At 48.3% G+C, this 13,995-nt stretch carries 13 protein-coding genes and 1 riboswitch; all 13 genes read left to right on the top strand.

The window, feature by feature from the left end:
* Window positions 1-50: 50 nt before the first annotated feature.
* The 13 genes from DHAF_RS22900 to DHAF_RS22845 all read left to right on the top strand — a co-directional run bounded on the left by DHAF_RS22900 (window position 51) and on the right by DHAF_RS22845 (window position 13,922).
* Complete coding sequence (locus DHAF_RS22900; protein ID WP_015945323.1) at window positions 51-1,823, top strand: aminopeptidase P family protein; 1,773 nt, start codon at window positions 51-53, stop codon at window positions 1,821-1,823.
* A gap of 165 nt (window positions 1,824-1,988) precedes the next feature.
* Window positions 1,989-2,741: an exodeoxyribonuclease III gene (locus DHAF_RS22895; protein ID WP_011462044.1), complete on the top strand. Its 753-nt coding sequence runs from the start codon at window positions 1,989-1,991 to the stop codon at window positions 2,739-2,741.
* Window positions 2,742-3,029: 288 nt separating this feature from the next.
* A complete protein-coding gene (locus tag DHAF_RS22890; RefSeq protein WP_015945322.1) occupies window positions 3,030-3,695 on the top strand; it encodes an amino acid ABC transporter permease in 666 nt (221 codons plus the stop codon).
* Window positions 3,676-4,353, top strand: coding sequence for an amino acid ABC transporter permease (locus tag DHAF_RS22885; RefSeq protein WP_011462042.1), 678 nt, complete (start codon window positions 3,676-3,678; stop codon window positions 4,351-4,353). Before DHAF_RS22890 ends, DHAF_RS22885 begins: the two co-directional genes overlap by 20 nt.
* Before the next feature lie 40 nt (window positions 4,354-4,393).
* Window positions 4,394-5,143: an amino acid ABC transporter ATP-binding protein gene (locus DHAF_RS22880; protein WP_018305550.1), complete on the top strand. Its 750-nt coding sequence runs from the start codon at window positions 4,394-4,396 to the stop codon at window positions 5,141-5,143.
* Between the two features lie 138 nt (window positions 5,144-5,281).
* Entirely contained in the window at window positions 5,282-6,175 is an 894-nt protein-coding gene (locus DHAF_RS22875) for a cysteine ABC transporter substrate-binding protein (protein ID WP_015945320.1), read from the top strand.
* A gap of 268 nt (window positions 6,176-6,443) precedes the next feature.
* A riboswitch (SAM riboswitch) is annotated at window positions 6,444-6,550 on the top strand.
* 110 nt (window positions 6,551-6,660) lie between these two features.
* On the top strand, window positions 6,661-7,584 hold the full coding sequence (gene metA / locus DHAF_RS22870) for a homoserine O-acetyltransferase MetA (protein ID WP_015945319.1): 924 nt from the start codon (window positions 6,661-6,663) through the stop codon (window positions 7,582-7,584).
* Between the two features lie 34 nt (window positions 7,585-7,618).
* Window positions 7,619-8,221: an HDIG domain-containing metalloprotein gene (locus DHAF_RS22865; RefSeq protein WP_015945318.1), complete on the top strand. Its 603-nt coding sequence runs from the start codon at window positions 7,619-7,621 to the stop codon at window positions 8,219-8,221.
* Window positions 8,222-8,716: 495 nt separating this feature from the next.
* The gene (gene serC / locus DHAF_RS22860; protein ID WP_015945317.1) at window positions 8,717-9,805 is read left to right on the top strand and encodes a 3-phosphoserine/phosphohydroxythreonine transaminase; all 1,089 of its coding nucleotides are present in this window, start codon (window positions 8,717-8,719) and stop codon (window positions 9,803-9,805) included.
* A 118-nt stretch (window positions 9,806-9,923) separates the two neighbouring features.
* Window positions 9,924-11,087 (top strand): phosphoglycerate dehydrogenase, encoded by a 1,164-nt coding sequence (locus DHAF_RS22855; RefSeq protein WP_015945316.1) that lies wholly within the window; start codon window positions 9,924-9,926, stop codon window positions 11,085-11,087.
* 95 nt (window positions 11,088-11,182) lie between these two features.
* The gene (locus tag DHAF_RS22850) at window positions 11,183-12,418 is read left to right on the top strand and encodes a DUF1015 domain-containing protein (protein ID WP_015945315.1); all 1,236 of its coding nucleotides are present in this window, start codon (window positions 11,183-11,185) and stop codon (window positions 12,416-12,418) included.
* A gap of 550 nt (window positions 12,419-12,968) precedes the next feature.
* Complete coding sequence (locus DHAF_RS25945) at window positions 12,969-13,142, top strand: hypothetical protein (RefSeq protein WP_158304536.1); 174 nt, start codon at window positions 12,969-12,971, stop codon at window positions 13,140-13,142.
* Window positions 13,143-13,265: 123 nt separating this feature from the next.
* A complete protein-coding gene (locus tag DHAF_RS22845) occupies window positions 13,266-13,922 on the top strand; it encodes a DUF1847 domain-containing protein (RefSeq protein WP_015945313.1) in 657 nt (218 codons plus the stop codon).
* The last annotated feature ends 73 nt before the right edge of the window (window positions 13,923-13,995 follow it).

Raw genomic sequence — 13,995 nt, 5'->3', positions numbered from 1 at the left:
ATAATTTAATAGTGAACTTTCCAAAATTACAGCGCAAGTGAGGTAAGAACATGGACATTCAAGAGCGGGTCGCCAAGCTCAGAAAACTGATGACAGATCATGGCCTGGCTGCCTATATTATTCCCAGCTCCGACTCCCATCTCAGCGAATATGTCGCCGACCACTTTAAAAGCCGGCAGTGGATTTCCGGCTTTACCGGTTCCGCCGGAACAGTAGTCATTACTCTGAAGGATGCCGGTCTATGGACAGATGGCCGCTATTACATTCAAGCGGAGCGACAGCTCCGGGATTCAGGAATTCGTTTGTTCAAGGCAGCCGACCCTCAAGTGCCCAGCTATACAGAATGGTTAAAAGAGCATTTGCCGGAGGGAAGCGTCCTCGGTTTGGACGGACATGTTTTTTCAGCCAAACAGCTTAGAGACATGGAAAAAGAATGGGCAGGCAAAATCACCATAGAATTCGACCAGGATCTGGTGGGGCAGCTATGGCAAGATCGTCCTCCCATCCCGGCCCGGGATATCTTTGTTCATGACGTAAGCTATGCGGGGCGTTCCCGGGTCGAGAAGCTCAATGAGCTTCGTCAGCAGATGAAGGGCAAGGGAGCCAATGTTCATGTTCTGACCGCCCTGGATGATATCGCCTGGCTCTTAAATATCCGGGGAGCCGATGTCCCCAACAACCCGGTGACCATCGCCCATGTCCTGGTTACCGAGGATGCCTGCACCTTATGTATCGATCCGGGCAAGGTTCCGGCTCCGGTAAAAGCCGAGCTGGAGAGAGATGGAATCCAAATCAAAGGCTATGCCGCTGTCGCCGGGCTCCTGCAGGGCCTTGGCTGGGATGATGCCGTCCTTATCGATCCTGAGAGCGTCAACGCGTTCCTTGACCATGCCATCCATCCCCAAACGAAAAAGATTGAGGGAGCTAACCCCACAGCAATGCTGAAGGCTGTCAAAAATGAGATAGAGCTGGATAACCTGAAAACCAGCAATATTCATGACGGAGTGGCGATGGTCCGTTTTATCAAATGGCTCAAAACCACCCTGGGCAAGGAAGAAATAACTGAGCTCTCGGCTGAAGATACCCTGGAAACCCTGCGAAGAGCAAACAAGGAATGTGTGGGCCTGAGTTTCGATACCATTGCCGGCTATAAAGACCATGCCGCCATGATGCACTATAAGGCCACTCCGGAAAGCGCTTACACCTTGGCGGCCGAAGGATTTCTTTTGGTGGATTCAGGCGGTCAATACTTCGGCGGCACCACCGACATCACCCGTACTATCGTTTTAGGCCCCCTGACTGAAGAAGAAAAAAGAGATTTTACCCTGGTGCTGAAGGGACATATCGCCTTAGCCACCGTTAAATTTCTTTACGGTGCTACAGGCTCCAACTTAGATGTCCTGGCCAGACAGCCCATCTGGAAATACGGCATGGATTACAAATGCGGTACAGGTCATGGAGTGGGTATGTTTTTGAATGTTCATGAAGGCCCCCAGCGGCTGAGCCAGACCCCTAATACGGTGAAACTGGAAGCAGGGATGATCCTGACCAATGAGCCCGGTATCTATAAAGAAGGGAAACACGGCATTCGCACCGAGAATATGATGGTGGTGAGAAAAGCCGAGGAGACTGAATTCGGCCAATTTATGGGCTTTGAAGCTGTGACCTATTGCCCCATCGACTTAGGGGGTGTGGATCAAAGCCTCCTCACAGAAGAAGAGCAAACATGGCTGGATGACTACAACCAAATGGTCTACACCACCCTGGAGCCTTATCTGGATGCTGAAGAAAAAGCCTGGCTGGCTCAGGAATGCGGCAGATAAGACTTAAATTACTGAATACCCTGGAATCAGGCTTTCAGCCTTGTGAAGCTGAAAGCTTGATTTTTTATGGTTGCAAAGCTAGACTGATTACAAATGGACAATAACAAAATGAGATGGTGTCCAAGAGATTAATGGCACAAAAACGTCATTAGAGGAGAGAACGGGATGAAATTAATATCATGGAATGTCAATGGCCTGCGGGCTTGTCTGAATAAGGGCTTTATGGACTTTTTCCAGCAGGAGCAAGCGGATATCTTTTGCCTGCAGGAGACCAAGCTTCAGGAAGAGCAGATCCCTTTCCAGTTGGAGGGGTATCACGCCTATTGGAATTTTGCTCAGAAGAAAGGTTATTCCGGAACCGCAGTCTTTGCCAAGAAAGAACCCCTGAGTGTGTCCTATGGGATCGGCCAGGAAGAGCATGATCAGGAAGGGCGGGTCATTACCCTTGAATTTGATACCTTTTACCTGGTCACGGTCTACACCCCCAACTCGCAAAGGGACTTGGCCCGCTTGGATTATCGCATGATCTGGGAAGCGGAATTCCTCGGTTATCTTAAAAACCTGGAAAAATCCAAACCGGTGATCCTGTGCGGCGATCTCAATGTCGCCCATACGGAGATCGATCTCAAAAACCCTAAAACCAATCGCAAAAATGCCGGCTTCACTGATGAAGAACGGGCAAAATTCAGTGAACTGCTTAAGAACGGCTTTATCGATACCTTCCGCCATTTCAACCCGGATAAAAAAGAAGCCTACACCTGGTGGTCCTACATGTTCAACGCCCGGGCCAATAATGCAGGGTGGCGTATCGACTACTTTTGTGTCTCGGAAAGCCTGAAGAATGAGCTCAAAGACGCCATGATCTACGATCAGATCATGGGCTCCGATCATTGCCCGGTGGGCCTGGAAATTTTCTGATTCCCGTATATTAATAGTTTGTTGACCCTCAGATAGTGTGCGGCCAAACTAAAAAAGAAAAAGGAACTGACACCTCGCGAACCTATTCCGGTTCAAAAGCTGTCGGTTCCTTTTTCTCTTGGCAAAAATAAAAGATTGACAGAGTGAGAGTCGGAATATATAATTCCGATATATCATACTAAATATATAGGAATTATATAAAGGTGTTTGAACAGATAGTTAAGCAAATATTTAAGCAGATAGTTGAGCTGCAGAGGCTCTGCAGAATGGACTGAAAGAGAGGCCGGCATGAATTTAAATTGGGAATTCATTCTTCAAAACATTCCTTTATATGAAAAAGCGGCCTGGCTTACCTTAAAGCTGGCTTTTTGGGGGACACTGTTCTCCCTGCTTCTTGGCCTGATCTGCAGTGTCATTATGTATTACCGTATACCTCTTTTAAAAACGATCATGGGAGGGTATATAGAGCTCTCCCGGAACACCCCTTTGCTGATCCAGGTCTACTTTCTCTATTTTGGACTGCCCAAGCTGGGGGTGACATTAAGTGAGACGGCTTGTGCAATTCTTGGCCTTTCCTTTTTAGGAGGGAGCTATATGGCTGAGGCCTTGCGCGGCGGAATGGAAGCGGTGAGCAAATCCCAGATTGAATCCGGCCTGAGCTTAGGGCTTTCACGGTGGCAGTTGATTCGCTATGTGGTATTCCCTCAGGCGTTTTCCTTCAGCATCCCGGCCCTTGGCGCCAACTGTATCTTCCTGCTCAAAGAAACCTCCGTTCTTGGGGCCATCGCTATTCTCGATCTTATGAATGTTACCAAAGATCTGATCGGGATGTATTATCAGACCGTTGAATCCCTCTTAATGTTGGTTGTTTCTTACTTAATCATCCTGTTGCCTTTGTCTTTATTCTTGACTTGGTTGGAGAGGAAGGTGCGCTATGCTGAATTCGGCCCTTGAGATGCTTTTTACCTCACAGAATATAGTGCGTCTGCTGGAGGGGTTGCTGGTTACAGTAAGGATTGCCTTGATCGCTATCTTAATCTCTGCCTGCACAGGAATTGCCTTTGGTCTGCTCATGACCATGAAATCCAAGCTGATCAAGGTGCTCTGCCGCCTTTATCTGGAAGCCTTCCGAATTATTCCCGTCCTTGTCTGGTTATTCATCGGCTATTTCGGCATAACCTCAGTCTTTGCTATTCATCTGGAAGGTGAGCTCATCGTCATCATTGTCTTTATTCTCTGGGGGACGGCAGAAATGGGTGACATCGTCAGGGGCGCCCTGGAATCCTTGCCCCGGCATCAGAGCGACTCCGGTAAAGCGCTGGGTTTAAGCTTTGGGCAGCTTTACCGGTATGTTTTAATCCCTCAGGCTGTAAGACGGATGCTGCCTGCCACGATTAACCTGGCCACACGGATGGTCAAGACCACCTCCCTTGCGGTACTCATTGGGGTGGTGGAAATCCTCAAAGTCGGTCAGCAGATGATCGAGAACGCCCGCTTTACCGTTCCCACGGCCTCCTTCTGGATTTATGGGCTTATTTTTATTCTGTACTTCATCATGTGTTATCCATTGTCCCGTCTGGCCAAGAGACTGGAAGCCAAGTGGAGCAGTTAGGAGTGATTCAATGAGCAATAATTCAATAAGTGGTGGTTCAATGAGTAGTGAGCAAAGAGAAATTTTATTGGCAATCAAGGATTTGTATAAAGAGTATGGGGGCAAACCCGTTCTTAAGGGGATTGATCTCCAGGTCCCCAGAGGTGAGGTCATTGTGGTTTTAGGGCCCTCCGGATGCGGTAAAAGCACTCTGCTCCGCTGCCTTAACGGTCTTGAACCCATTCAAAAAGGAGATATCCTGCTGTCAGGTCAAAGCCTGATCAGAGGAAAAGTCGATTGGGAGCAGATTCGTCAGCAGATCGGTATGGTTTTTCAAAACTATGATCTTTTTCCCCATATGACGGTGATTGAGAATATTCTCCTGGGGCCTACAAAGGTACAGAACAGGGAGCGCAGCCAAGTCATGGAGCAAGCCAAGGCCCTTTTGGAAAGAGTGGGGTTATTCGATAGAATGGACGCTTGGCCAAGGGAGCTATCCGGAGGCCAGAAGCAGAGAATCGCTATCGTCAGAGCCTTATGCATGAATCCGGAGATCATGCTTTTTGATGAGGTGACAGCATCCCTTGATCCGGAAATGGTCCGGGAAGTTCTTGACGTGATGCTGGGCCTGGCCAAACAGGGAATGACCATGATCATTGTCACTCATGAGATGGGCTTTGCCCAAGCCGTCGCCGACCGGGTCGTTTTCATGGATTCAGGTACTGTTTGTGAAATTGCCGGCCCCCAGGAGTTCTTCAATAACCCACGCACCGAGCGGGCGAAGCAATTTCTTAATATATTTCAATATTAGTGCCGGTGCACCAGGTAGGTGCAGCAATACCGCAGCCTTCCGCAGCGTTCCATAGGTTTTCACAGTGCCGGGCAACCAGAGCCAAAGGAAAGCTATAAAAATATCCCAAAAAGAAGAGAAGAAAGGTTGAGAGAAAAGATGAAAAAGATGATCAGATCCCTGGCCCTCGTTCTGGCCGGAGCGTTGCTCCTGGGCGGACTTGTGGGGTGCGGCCAGACAGGCGGCGACCAAGCCAATAATGCCAACAACGCCAATAAGGCAAACGGTGCCTCCTCAGCAGGCTCCCTGGAAGAAATCAAGCAGCGGGGAACCCTGCGGATTGGGGTGTTCAGTGATAAGCCGCCCTTTGGTTATGTAGACGCCAATGGCCAGAATCAAGGCTTTGATGTGGAAATCGCCAGACGCTTCGCCAAAGACCTTTTAGGGGACGAATCCAAGGTAGAGTTCGTATTGGTGGAGGCTGCCAACAGAGTACCTTATCTGGAATCCAACAAGGTCGACATTATTATGGCTAATTTCACAGTGACAGAAGAAAGAAAGCAAAAAGTGGATTTTGCCAACCCCTATATGAAAGTTGCCCTGGGGATCGTCTCACCTAACGGAGCTTTGATCACCTCTATCGACCAGCTTCAAGGGCAGAAGGTTATTGTCAATAAAGGAACCACGGCTCAGGATTATCTGACCAAAAACCACCCGGATCTGGAACTTCTTAAATATGATCAAAACACGGAAGCCTTTGAAGCCTTAAAAGATGGCCGGGGAGCCGCCTTAGCTCATGACAATACGGAAGTCCTCGCCTGGGCCAAATCCAATCCGGGCTTCACCGTAGGTGTACCTACTTTAGGCAGCACGGATACCATTGCACCGGCAGTAAAGAAGGGCGACACCGAACTCTTAAACTGGATCAATCAGGAGCTGGCAGAGCTCGCTAAAGAAGATTTCATAAAGAAAGCTTATGAAAAAACCCTCCTGCCCGTGTACGGGGACGATGTAAAACCTGAGGAGCTAATTGTCGAAGGCGGGAAGCTTTAAGCTCGGAGTTTAGATAGCTAAATATATATCTAAAGATAATAAGAAGTAAGACGGTTCTCATCCTGCTTTTAGCCGGGGAGAGCCGTCTTCTGTTATGAAAAAGACCTGTAAAGGAGCCGCAAAAGTCTCAGAAAAATGCTGAAAAGCTACGCAACTCGTACAATCCCTCTACAATAATTTTGTTATAGAGCAGATTGACATTAGTGCCAAGATGTAATAATATAGTGCCAATGACGATTTTCATCGTCATCAACTAAATACAGCCCATTTCTTATCAAGAGTGGTGGAGGGACTGGCCCGATGAAACCCAGCAACCGGTATTCGGATGAATACAACGGTGCTAATTCCTGCGATGGAAGCATTGATAGATGAGAGAGGAATTTTTAGCGATACCCTCTTTCTTGGAAAGAGGTTTTCTTTATTTTAAAAAGCAAGTCATGAAGAACGAAGGTCGAAATTTCTAAGTGTAGCGAAGGGAGAATACTATGCCGATCAATGTACCCGATGGCCTGCCTGCAGCAGAAATACTCACCAAAGAGGATGTTTTTATTATGGAAGAGAAGCGTGCCGAACATCAGGACATTCGCCCTCTCAGTATTGTCATTCTCAATCTCATGCCTAATAAGATCATAACCGAAACACAGATTCTCAGACTCTTAGGGAATTCCCCCTTGCAAGTGGATATTACCCTTCTTTACCCGGAAACCCATCGCTCCAAGAATACCCCGGAAGAATACCTCATTAAGTATTATCAGACCTTTGACAGCATCAAAGATCAGAAATTTGACGGCATGATCATTACCGGTGCCCCTATCGAGCAGATGCCCTTTGAAGAGGTTGACTTTTGGCCGGAGCTGCAGAAGATTATGGACTGGAGTAAAGCCAATGTTTTTTCCACCCTGTTCATTTGCTGGGGAGCACAAGCCGGGCTTTATCACTTTTTTGGTGTTCCCAAATATCCCTTGCCGGCCAAAATGTTCGGCGTCTTCCCTCATACCTTAAACCGCAGAGATATCCGTTTGCTCAGAGGTTTTGATGATATCTTTTATGTTCCTCACTCCCGGCATACAGAAGTCAGAAAAGAAGATATCGTCAAGGTGCCGGAGCTGGAGATTCTTTCCGAATCTGAGGAGTCCGGAGTCTATCTCGTCGGGACCAAGGGTGGCCGGCAGATTTTTGTCACAGGTCATTCCGAATACGATCCCTACACCCTGAAAGCGGAATATGATCGGGATATATCCTACGAACTCCCCATCAACGTTCCGCAGAACTACTACCCTGGGGATGATCCCAGGCAGACGCCTGTCGTCAGGTGGAGAGGGCATTCTAATTTACTTTTTGCCAATTGGCTGAATTACTATGTCTATCAGGAAACTCCCTATAACCTTGAAGAACTGGGCAATAGATAAAATACAAATACCACCATAGAAAGAAGGATGTCGGATGCCGGATTATACACGGGATCGAGAGGCTGCTTGGCAGCTTCTCAATGAGTATGTAAAAAGTGAGACCTTACTGCGTCACTCCCTGACAGTGGAAGCGGTGATGCGCCATTTTGCTTCCCTTTATCAGGAAGACCCCGATCTTTGGGGGAATATCGGCTTATTGCATGATATTGATTTCGAGATGTACCCTGACCAACACTGCCGCAAAACCCGGGAGATCCTTACCCCCCAAGGATTGCCGGAAGAATTCATCCGGGCCATTGAAAGCCATGGCTACGGTCTGGTCCATGATGTGGAGCCCCGGGAGAACGTGGAAAAGGTCCTGTTTACCATTGACGAATTGACAGGTCTGGTCTCAGCCACGGCTTTGCTCCGTCCCAGCAAGAGCCTTCACGACCTGACCGCTAAATCTGTCAAAAAGAAATGGAAGCAAAAGAGCTTTGCGGAGAATGTCAACCGGGAAGTGATCGAAGCTGGAGCCAACCGCTTGGGCAAGGATCTGAACGAGATCATCGAAGAGACCATTAAAGGAATGCGCACCGTCGCCGTTGCCATCGGCTTGGAGGGCAATATCGAAGCAGGTGCCGAAGCGGGAAAATAATTATTTTGCTGATAACCCTTGACAAAAAGCTGTGTAATAGATTAGAATCATAACAACGTCAATCTATAATCCAACACGATGAAAGGACGTCCGGCGCCGAATATGTATAGAGAGCTGACGGTTGGTGCAAGTCAGTCATAGAAGCGAAGCGGATTCCATCCTGGAGTGGCCAATGATGAATTGTGACGGGTTCCGCCCGATATCGCGGACATAAGTTGGCCGATTACGGCAACATGGGTGGCAACGCGGGAATAACCTCTCGTCCCTGATTGGGATGAGAGGTTTTATTTATTTTCTGCGCGGCACTGCCCTAGTTCTCCTTAAGGATACTAAGGAGGATAGGGCAGGATTCACTGCCCATTAACCGTAAAGGCTGAAACTTGGGTGGCACCGCGGAATACCCGCCCCAATGACTGGGGTGGGTTTTGTCTATTCTGGACAAACCAATATCTGTAAACGTTCATAAAACATGATAAATAAGGAGGATATTTCAAGATGAAAAGAGTGTACAATTTTTCAGCAGGGCCGGCTGTATTGCCTGAGGAAGTCCTGAGAGAAGCCGCCGAGGAAATGCTGGATTACCAGGGAACAGGCATGTCCGTCATGGAAATGAGCCACCGCTCCAAGACCATTGAAGGCATGATGAACGAGGCTGCTCAGGACTTAAGAGACCTGCTGAAGGTTCCTGATAACTACAAGATCCTCTTCCTCCAGGGCGGGGCCTCCCAACAATTTGCCATGGTTCCCATGAACCTGATGAAGAACCGGGTAGCGGATCACCTGAACACCGGGCAATGGGCCAAGAAAGCTATTTCCGAAGGAAAACTCTACGGCAAAATCAATGTCGTCGCCTCATCAGAAGACCAGAACTACTCCTATATTCCGGATCTTAAGGATTTGAAATTCTCCGAGGAGGCAGACTATGTCTACATCTGCCACAATAATACCATCTTCGGCACCAAGTTTAATGAGCTTCCCGAGGTGGGAGATAAACCTTTAATCGCCGATATGTCTTCCGATTTCCTATCCGAACCCATCGATGTCAGCCAATACGGAATTATTTTTGCCGGAGCTCAGAAGAATGTAGGGCCCGCCGGGGTCGTGATTGTCATTATCCGGGAAGATTTGATTACAGAGGACGTTTTGCCGGGAACTCCCACTATGCTCAAGTATAAAGTCCATCTGGATAACAATTCCGCCTATAATACACCGCCGGTTTATGGAATATACATCTGTGGTAAAGTGTTCAAATGGCTCAAAAAGCTGGGCGGACTGGAAGCTATGCAAAAGATCAACGAGGAAAAAGCCGCCATCCTTTATGATTATCTGGACGCCAGTGCCATGTTTAAAGGAACCGTAGCGAAAAAAGACCGCTCCTTAATGAATGTTCCCTTTGTGACAGGCTCTGAAGAACTGGATGCCAAGTTCATCAAAGAAGCCAAGACCGCAGGCTTTGAGAACCTTAAAGGATACCGCACAGTAGGCGGGATGAGGGCCAGCATTTACAATGCCATGCCCATCCAGGGGGTCAAGGATTTAGTGGAATTCATGAGAAAGTTTGAAGCAGAGAACAAGAAAGGATAAGATGGCAATCCCTGCCGTTGCAGGAGCTGCATTCAATAGATAACAATAATACAGAGTAAAAGAAAAAACAGTAAAGAAAACTAAAACAGTAAAGAAAAATAAAGAGGAGTGTTTTACAATGTTCAAAATCAATTGCCTGAATAATATTTCCCAAGCGGGTTTAAAACTGTTCACCGATCGCTATGTTGACGTGGACCGCTATGAAGATGCCAACGGCGTTCTCGTCCGCAGTACCTCCATGCATGATCTGGAACTGCCCCCTAATATCGAAGCCATTGCCCGGGCCGGGGCCGGAGTCAATAACATCCCCCTTGATAAATGCGCGGAAAAAGGCATCGTTGTCTTCAACACCCCCGGCGCCAATGCCAACGGAGTGAAAGAAATGGTGATCGCCACCATGATTATGGCCGCCCGCAATCTGGTGGGTGGAGTGAATTGGGTGAACTCCTGCCAGACGGATCCTGAAGTAGCCAAACTGGTGGAAAAGAATAAAGCCAAGTTTGCCGGAACAGAGATCAAAGGCAAAAAATTGGGGGTCATCGGTTTAGGCGCTATCGGCATCTTAGTGGCCAATGCCGCCAACAAACTGGAAATGGATGTCTGCGGCTATGATCCTTATATTTCTGTGGAACACGCCTGGAAGCTTTCCAAATATATCAAACCCATTAAAAATACGGAAGAAATCTATCGGGAATGCGACTTTATTACCATCCATGTCCCCTTAACCGATTCCAACCGCGGCATGCTCAATAAACAAGCCTTTGAGCAAATGAAGGACGGCGTAATCATCCTGAATTTCTCCCGGGATACCCTGGTGGATGAAGAGGCCCTGATTGAAGCTCTGAAGACCGGAAAAGTCGCCAAATATGTGACAGACTTCCCCAATCCTAAGGTCTGCGGAGTGGAAGGAGTCATCGCCATTCCCCATCTGGGCGCCTCCACGGCGGAATCCGAAGAAAATTGCGCAGTCATGGCCGTAGAGCAAATCATGAACTACCTTGAGCATGGCAACATCAAGAATTCCGTGAATTTCCCCAATTGCGATATGGGAGTCTGCAACCAAGCCGGACGGATCGCCATCAATCATAAAAATATTCCCAATATGCTGGGCCAATTCACCTCCACCTTAGCCAAAGAAAACGTCAATATCTCTGACCTGATGAACAAAAGCAAAGGCTCCTATGCCTACACCCTCATCGACATCGAAACCCCCGCCGCCCCGGAGATGATCACCAAACTCAAAGAAATCGACGGCGTCCTGAAAGTCCGTGTCATCAAATAGCAGTGAATCAAGGGGACAGGTCCCATTATTCACCTGCACCCCAATGAATCAAGGTACCTGTCCCCTTGATTCATCCATGAAAAGGAGGGAATGTTTTGGCAAGGATTAGACCCTTTCAAGCCATAAGACCCAGGGAAGATGTTGCGGGCAAAGTTGCCGCCCTCCCTTATGATGTTTACAACCGGGAAGAAGCTCTTGAAGAAATCAAAAAGGAACCCCACTCTTTTTTAAAGGTGGATCGTCCGGAGACCCATTTTCCGGAGGATTTCGATCCTTACCATCCTCAGGTCTATGCCAAAGCTGCAGAGGTTCTGCAGGGGATGATTCAAGAAGGGATCTTCATCCGGGAGGCCAAACCCTGCTATTATATTTATGAGCTTACCATGCAGGGAAGAGCCCAAACCGGTTTGGTAGGCTGTGCCGCCATTGACGATTATCTCCAGGATGTGATTAAAAAACACGAATTGACCAGAGAAGATAAAGAGCTGGACCGCATCAATCATGTGGATGTCTGCAGTGCCCAGACAGGCCCCATCTTCTTAGCTTACCGTGCCCAGGCCGGTATCCATGAAGTGATCGAGAGAGTCAAACAGAATACCCCTCTCTATGACTTTGTCGCGGCTGACGGAGTGCGGCATGCAGTCTGGGTGATTGCAGAGGAGCAGGATATAGAGAAGATTGCCGCAGGGTTTGCGGAAATCCAAAGCATCTATATCGCCGATGGCCACCATCGCACCGCCTCCGCCGTTAAAGTAGGGCTGAAACGAAGGGCGGAGAATCCCCATTATACAGGCCAGGAAGAGTTTAACTTCTTCCTCTCCGTGCTCTTTCCTCACGATCAGCTGATGATTCTGGACTATAACCGGGTGGTCAAAGATCTGAATGGCTTAAGTAAGGCGGAGTTCCTGGCAGAGGTTGAAAAATCCTTTGCACTGGAGGAAATAGGGAATACTCCCTATCGGCCTGAGGAGAAAGCCACCTTTGGTATGGTGTTGGAAGGAACCTGGTATAAGCTGAAAGCCCGGGAGGAGATCCGCTCAACGGACCCTGTGGAGGGGCTGGATGTGTCCTTGCTCCAGAATCACCTCTTAACCCCCATTCTGCAGATTAAGGATATCCGCACGGATAAACGCATTGACTTTGTAGGCGGAATCCGGGGCTTGCAGGAACTGGAAAGAAGAACCGGCAGTGATATGAAATGCGGCTTCTCCCTATATCCCACCTCCATACAAGAGCTTTTTGCCGTATCCGATGCCGGGCGGCTGATGCCCCCCAAATCCACATGGTTTGAACCCAAGCTGCGCAGCGGCTTATTTATCCACGAATTGTAAAGTAAAAGAAAGCAAGAAAAAAGGGGTGCAGTGCACCCCTTCTTGCATTTCTTCTCAAACAAGCTATAATTATTAATAGGTGGAAATTAAAAAGTCGCCGTGACCTGAAAGTGTTGGCCCACTTCCAGGCACGAGCAGGTGGCACATCACCTACACGTAACAGTCCAGCTGTCCACGACGACAGTCTTATTATACAACGCTGCCCGTTTCCGCACAAGCAAGGGGCCTGTGCCGCGGGTGGAGCGGGTGTAATGGGATGCCGGCAGGGAGCAGACTGTGCGGCTTCACGCAGCAGAAGATTCAGCCTATTCCTGACCCAGGCAATGGAAAGGAATTGTTCGCATACCGGTTATGCGGACCGCTTTTCTGTTCACAGCCGGTTTTTCCGGTTGAGTGGGGTTGGGTATTTAGGATTCAGCAGATAACGAAGCATAGCGCATGTGTAGGGTGAAAAAAACCTCCCATGCGCTTTTTAATTTCCCCTATCAAAGCAGACGGCAGGACCGGGTCATGACCCGGAGCCTTGCCGCTGCTTGACATAGGGGGATAGATGAAAATGACGGATTATCGCAAGATGTATTTTCAACTGGCGGCTCAAGTCGCCGATGCCGTGGATCTCCTTTTAAAAGCCCAGCAGGAGGGAGAGAAGGAATTCATGGACGGAGAGCCGTATTCCGGACCCAAAGCCATTGCCCTTCAGGATGAAAACCGTGATTCTGAGTAAGGAAGGAGACGTGTCTGAATTTTCCTTGAGTTTTAAGGATTAAGATCATACAATTATAATAAGAAGTAACCGTCATAGTTCCCATGGAGCAAAAGATCGGCAAATGAGAAGGAGAATGGTTCAATGACTCAAGAGGATAAAAAATTGAGCTGCACGGATTGTGCACTTTTAAATTGCCATAAGAAAGATAAGACCTTTCCTCAATTCTGTTTAACAACCCATACCCCCGAAGAAACCATCGAGGGGGTTAATGAGCTGTACCGTAAGGACGACTTCGTGGCCAAACTCTCCAATGCGGCCGCCGAAATCGAAGGGACCTATTATGGCAAACTCACCCGGGTGGAAGAAATCATGGCCTTTGCCAAACGAATCGGGGCGAAAAAGATCGGTATAGCTACCTGTGTGGGACTGATGAGCGAAGCCAGGATCTTTGCCAAAATTCTCAAAGCAAAGGGACTGGAAAGCTACGGTATCATCTGTAAAGTAGGTGCGGTGGACAAAACCCAAGTGGGAGTGCCTGAAGAGCTCAAGGTGAATAAGGGCTGTCATGAGTCCTTATGCAACCCTGTCCTGCAAGCCACTCTTCTCAATGAGGAAAAAACCGATCTCAATGTGATCGTAGGGCTATGTGTGGGCCATGATTCCCTGTTTATCAAATATTCCGAAGCCCCTGTCACCACCTTGATCACCAAAGACAGAGTGTTGGGGCATAATCCGGCGGCAGCTTTATACGCCAGCGGCTTTTACTACAGAAGATTGCTCCAGGAAGGGGACCTATAATAATATTGTTCCCATGAGTGATTTAAACCACATATTAAGTGCGAAAAATTGTGTATCCTAAAGGAGAGGCGAC

The organism is Desulfitobacterium hafniense DCB-2, from assembly GCF_000021925.1.
Lineage (GTDB): Bacteria > Bacillota > Desulfitobacteriia > Desulfitobacteriales > Desulfitobacteriaceae > Desulfitobacterium > Desulfitobacterium hafniense.
This window is presented reverse-complemented; position numbering and strand designations above follow the sequence as displayed.

What these genes read in the sequence shown, in the direction of transcription:
- DHAF_RS22845 (WP_015945313.1), top strand. Translation starts at nt 13,266, where the DNA reads ATGACTCAAGAGGATAAAAAATTGAGCTGCACGGATTGTGCACTTTTA.
- DHAF_RS22895 (WP_011462044.1), top strand. Translation starts at nt 1,989, where the DNA reads ATGAAATTAATATCATGGAATGTCAATGGCCTGCGGGCTTGTCTGAAT.
- DHAF_RS22875 (WP_015945320.1), top strand. Translation starts at nt 5,282, where the DNA reads ATGAAAAAGATGATCAGATCCCTGGCCCTCGTTCTGGCCGGAGCGTTG.
- DHAF_RS22880 (WP_018305550.1), top strand. Translation starts at nt 4,394, where the DNA reads ATGAGTAGTGAGCAAAGAGAAATTTTATTGGCAATCAAGGATTTGTAT.
- DHAF_RS22855 (WP_015945316.1), top strand. Translation starts at nt 9,924, where the DNA reads ATGTTCAAAATCAATTGCCTGAATAATATTTCCCAAGCGGGTTTAAAA.
- DHAF_RS22885 (WP_011462042.1), top strand. Translation starts at nt 3,676, where the DNA reads ATGCTGAATTCGGCCCTTGAGATGCTTTTTACCTCACAGAATATAGTG.
- serC (WP_015945317.1), top strand. Translation starts at nt 8,717, where the DNA reads ATGAAAAGAGTGTACAATTTTTCAGCAGGGCCGGCTGTATTGCCTGAG.
- DHAF_RS25945 (WP_158304536.1), top strand. Translation starts at nt 12,969, where the DNA reads ATGAAAATGACGGATTATCGCAAGATGTATTTTCAACTGGCGGCTCAA.
- DHAF_RS22900 (WP_015945323.1), top strand. Translation starts at nt 51, where the DNA reads ATGGACATTCAAGAGCGGGTCGCCAAGCTCAGAAAACTGATGACAGAT.
- metA (WP_015945319.1), top strand. Translation starts at nt 6,661, where the DNA reads ATGCCGATCAATGTACCCGATGGCCTGCCTGCAGCAGAAATACTCACC.
- DHAF_RS22865 (WP_015945318.1), top strand. Translation starts at nt 7,619, where the DNA reads ATGCCGGATTATACACGGGATCGAGAGGCTGCTTGGCAGCTTCTCAAT.
- DHAF_RS22890 (WP_015945322.1), top strand. Translation starts at nt 3,030, where the DNA reads ATGAATTTAAATTGGGAATTCATTCTTCAAAACATTCCTTTATATGAA.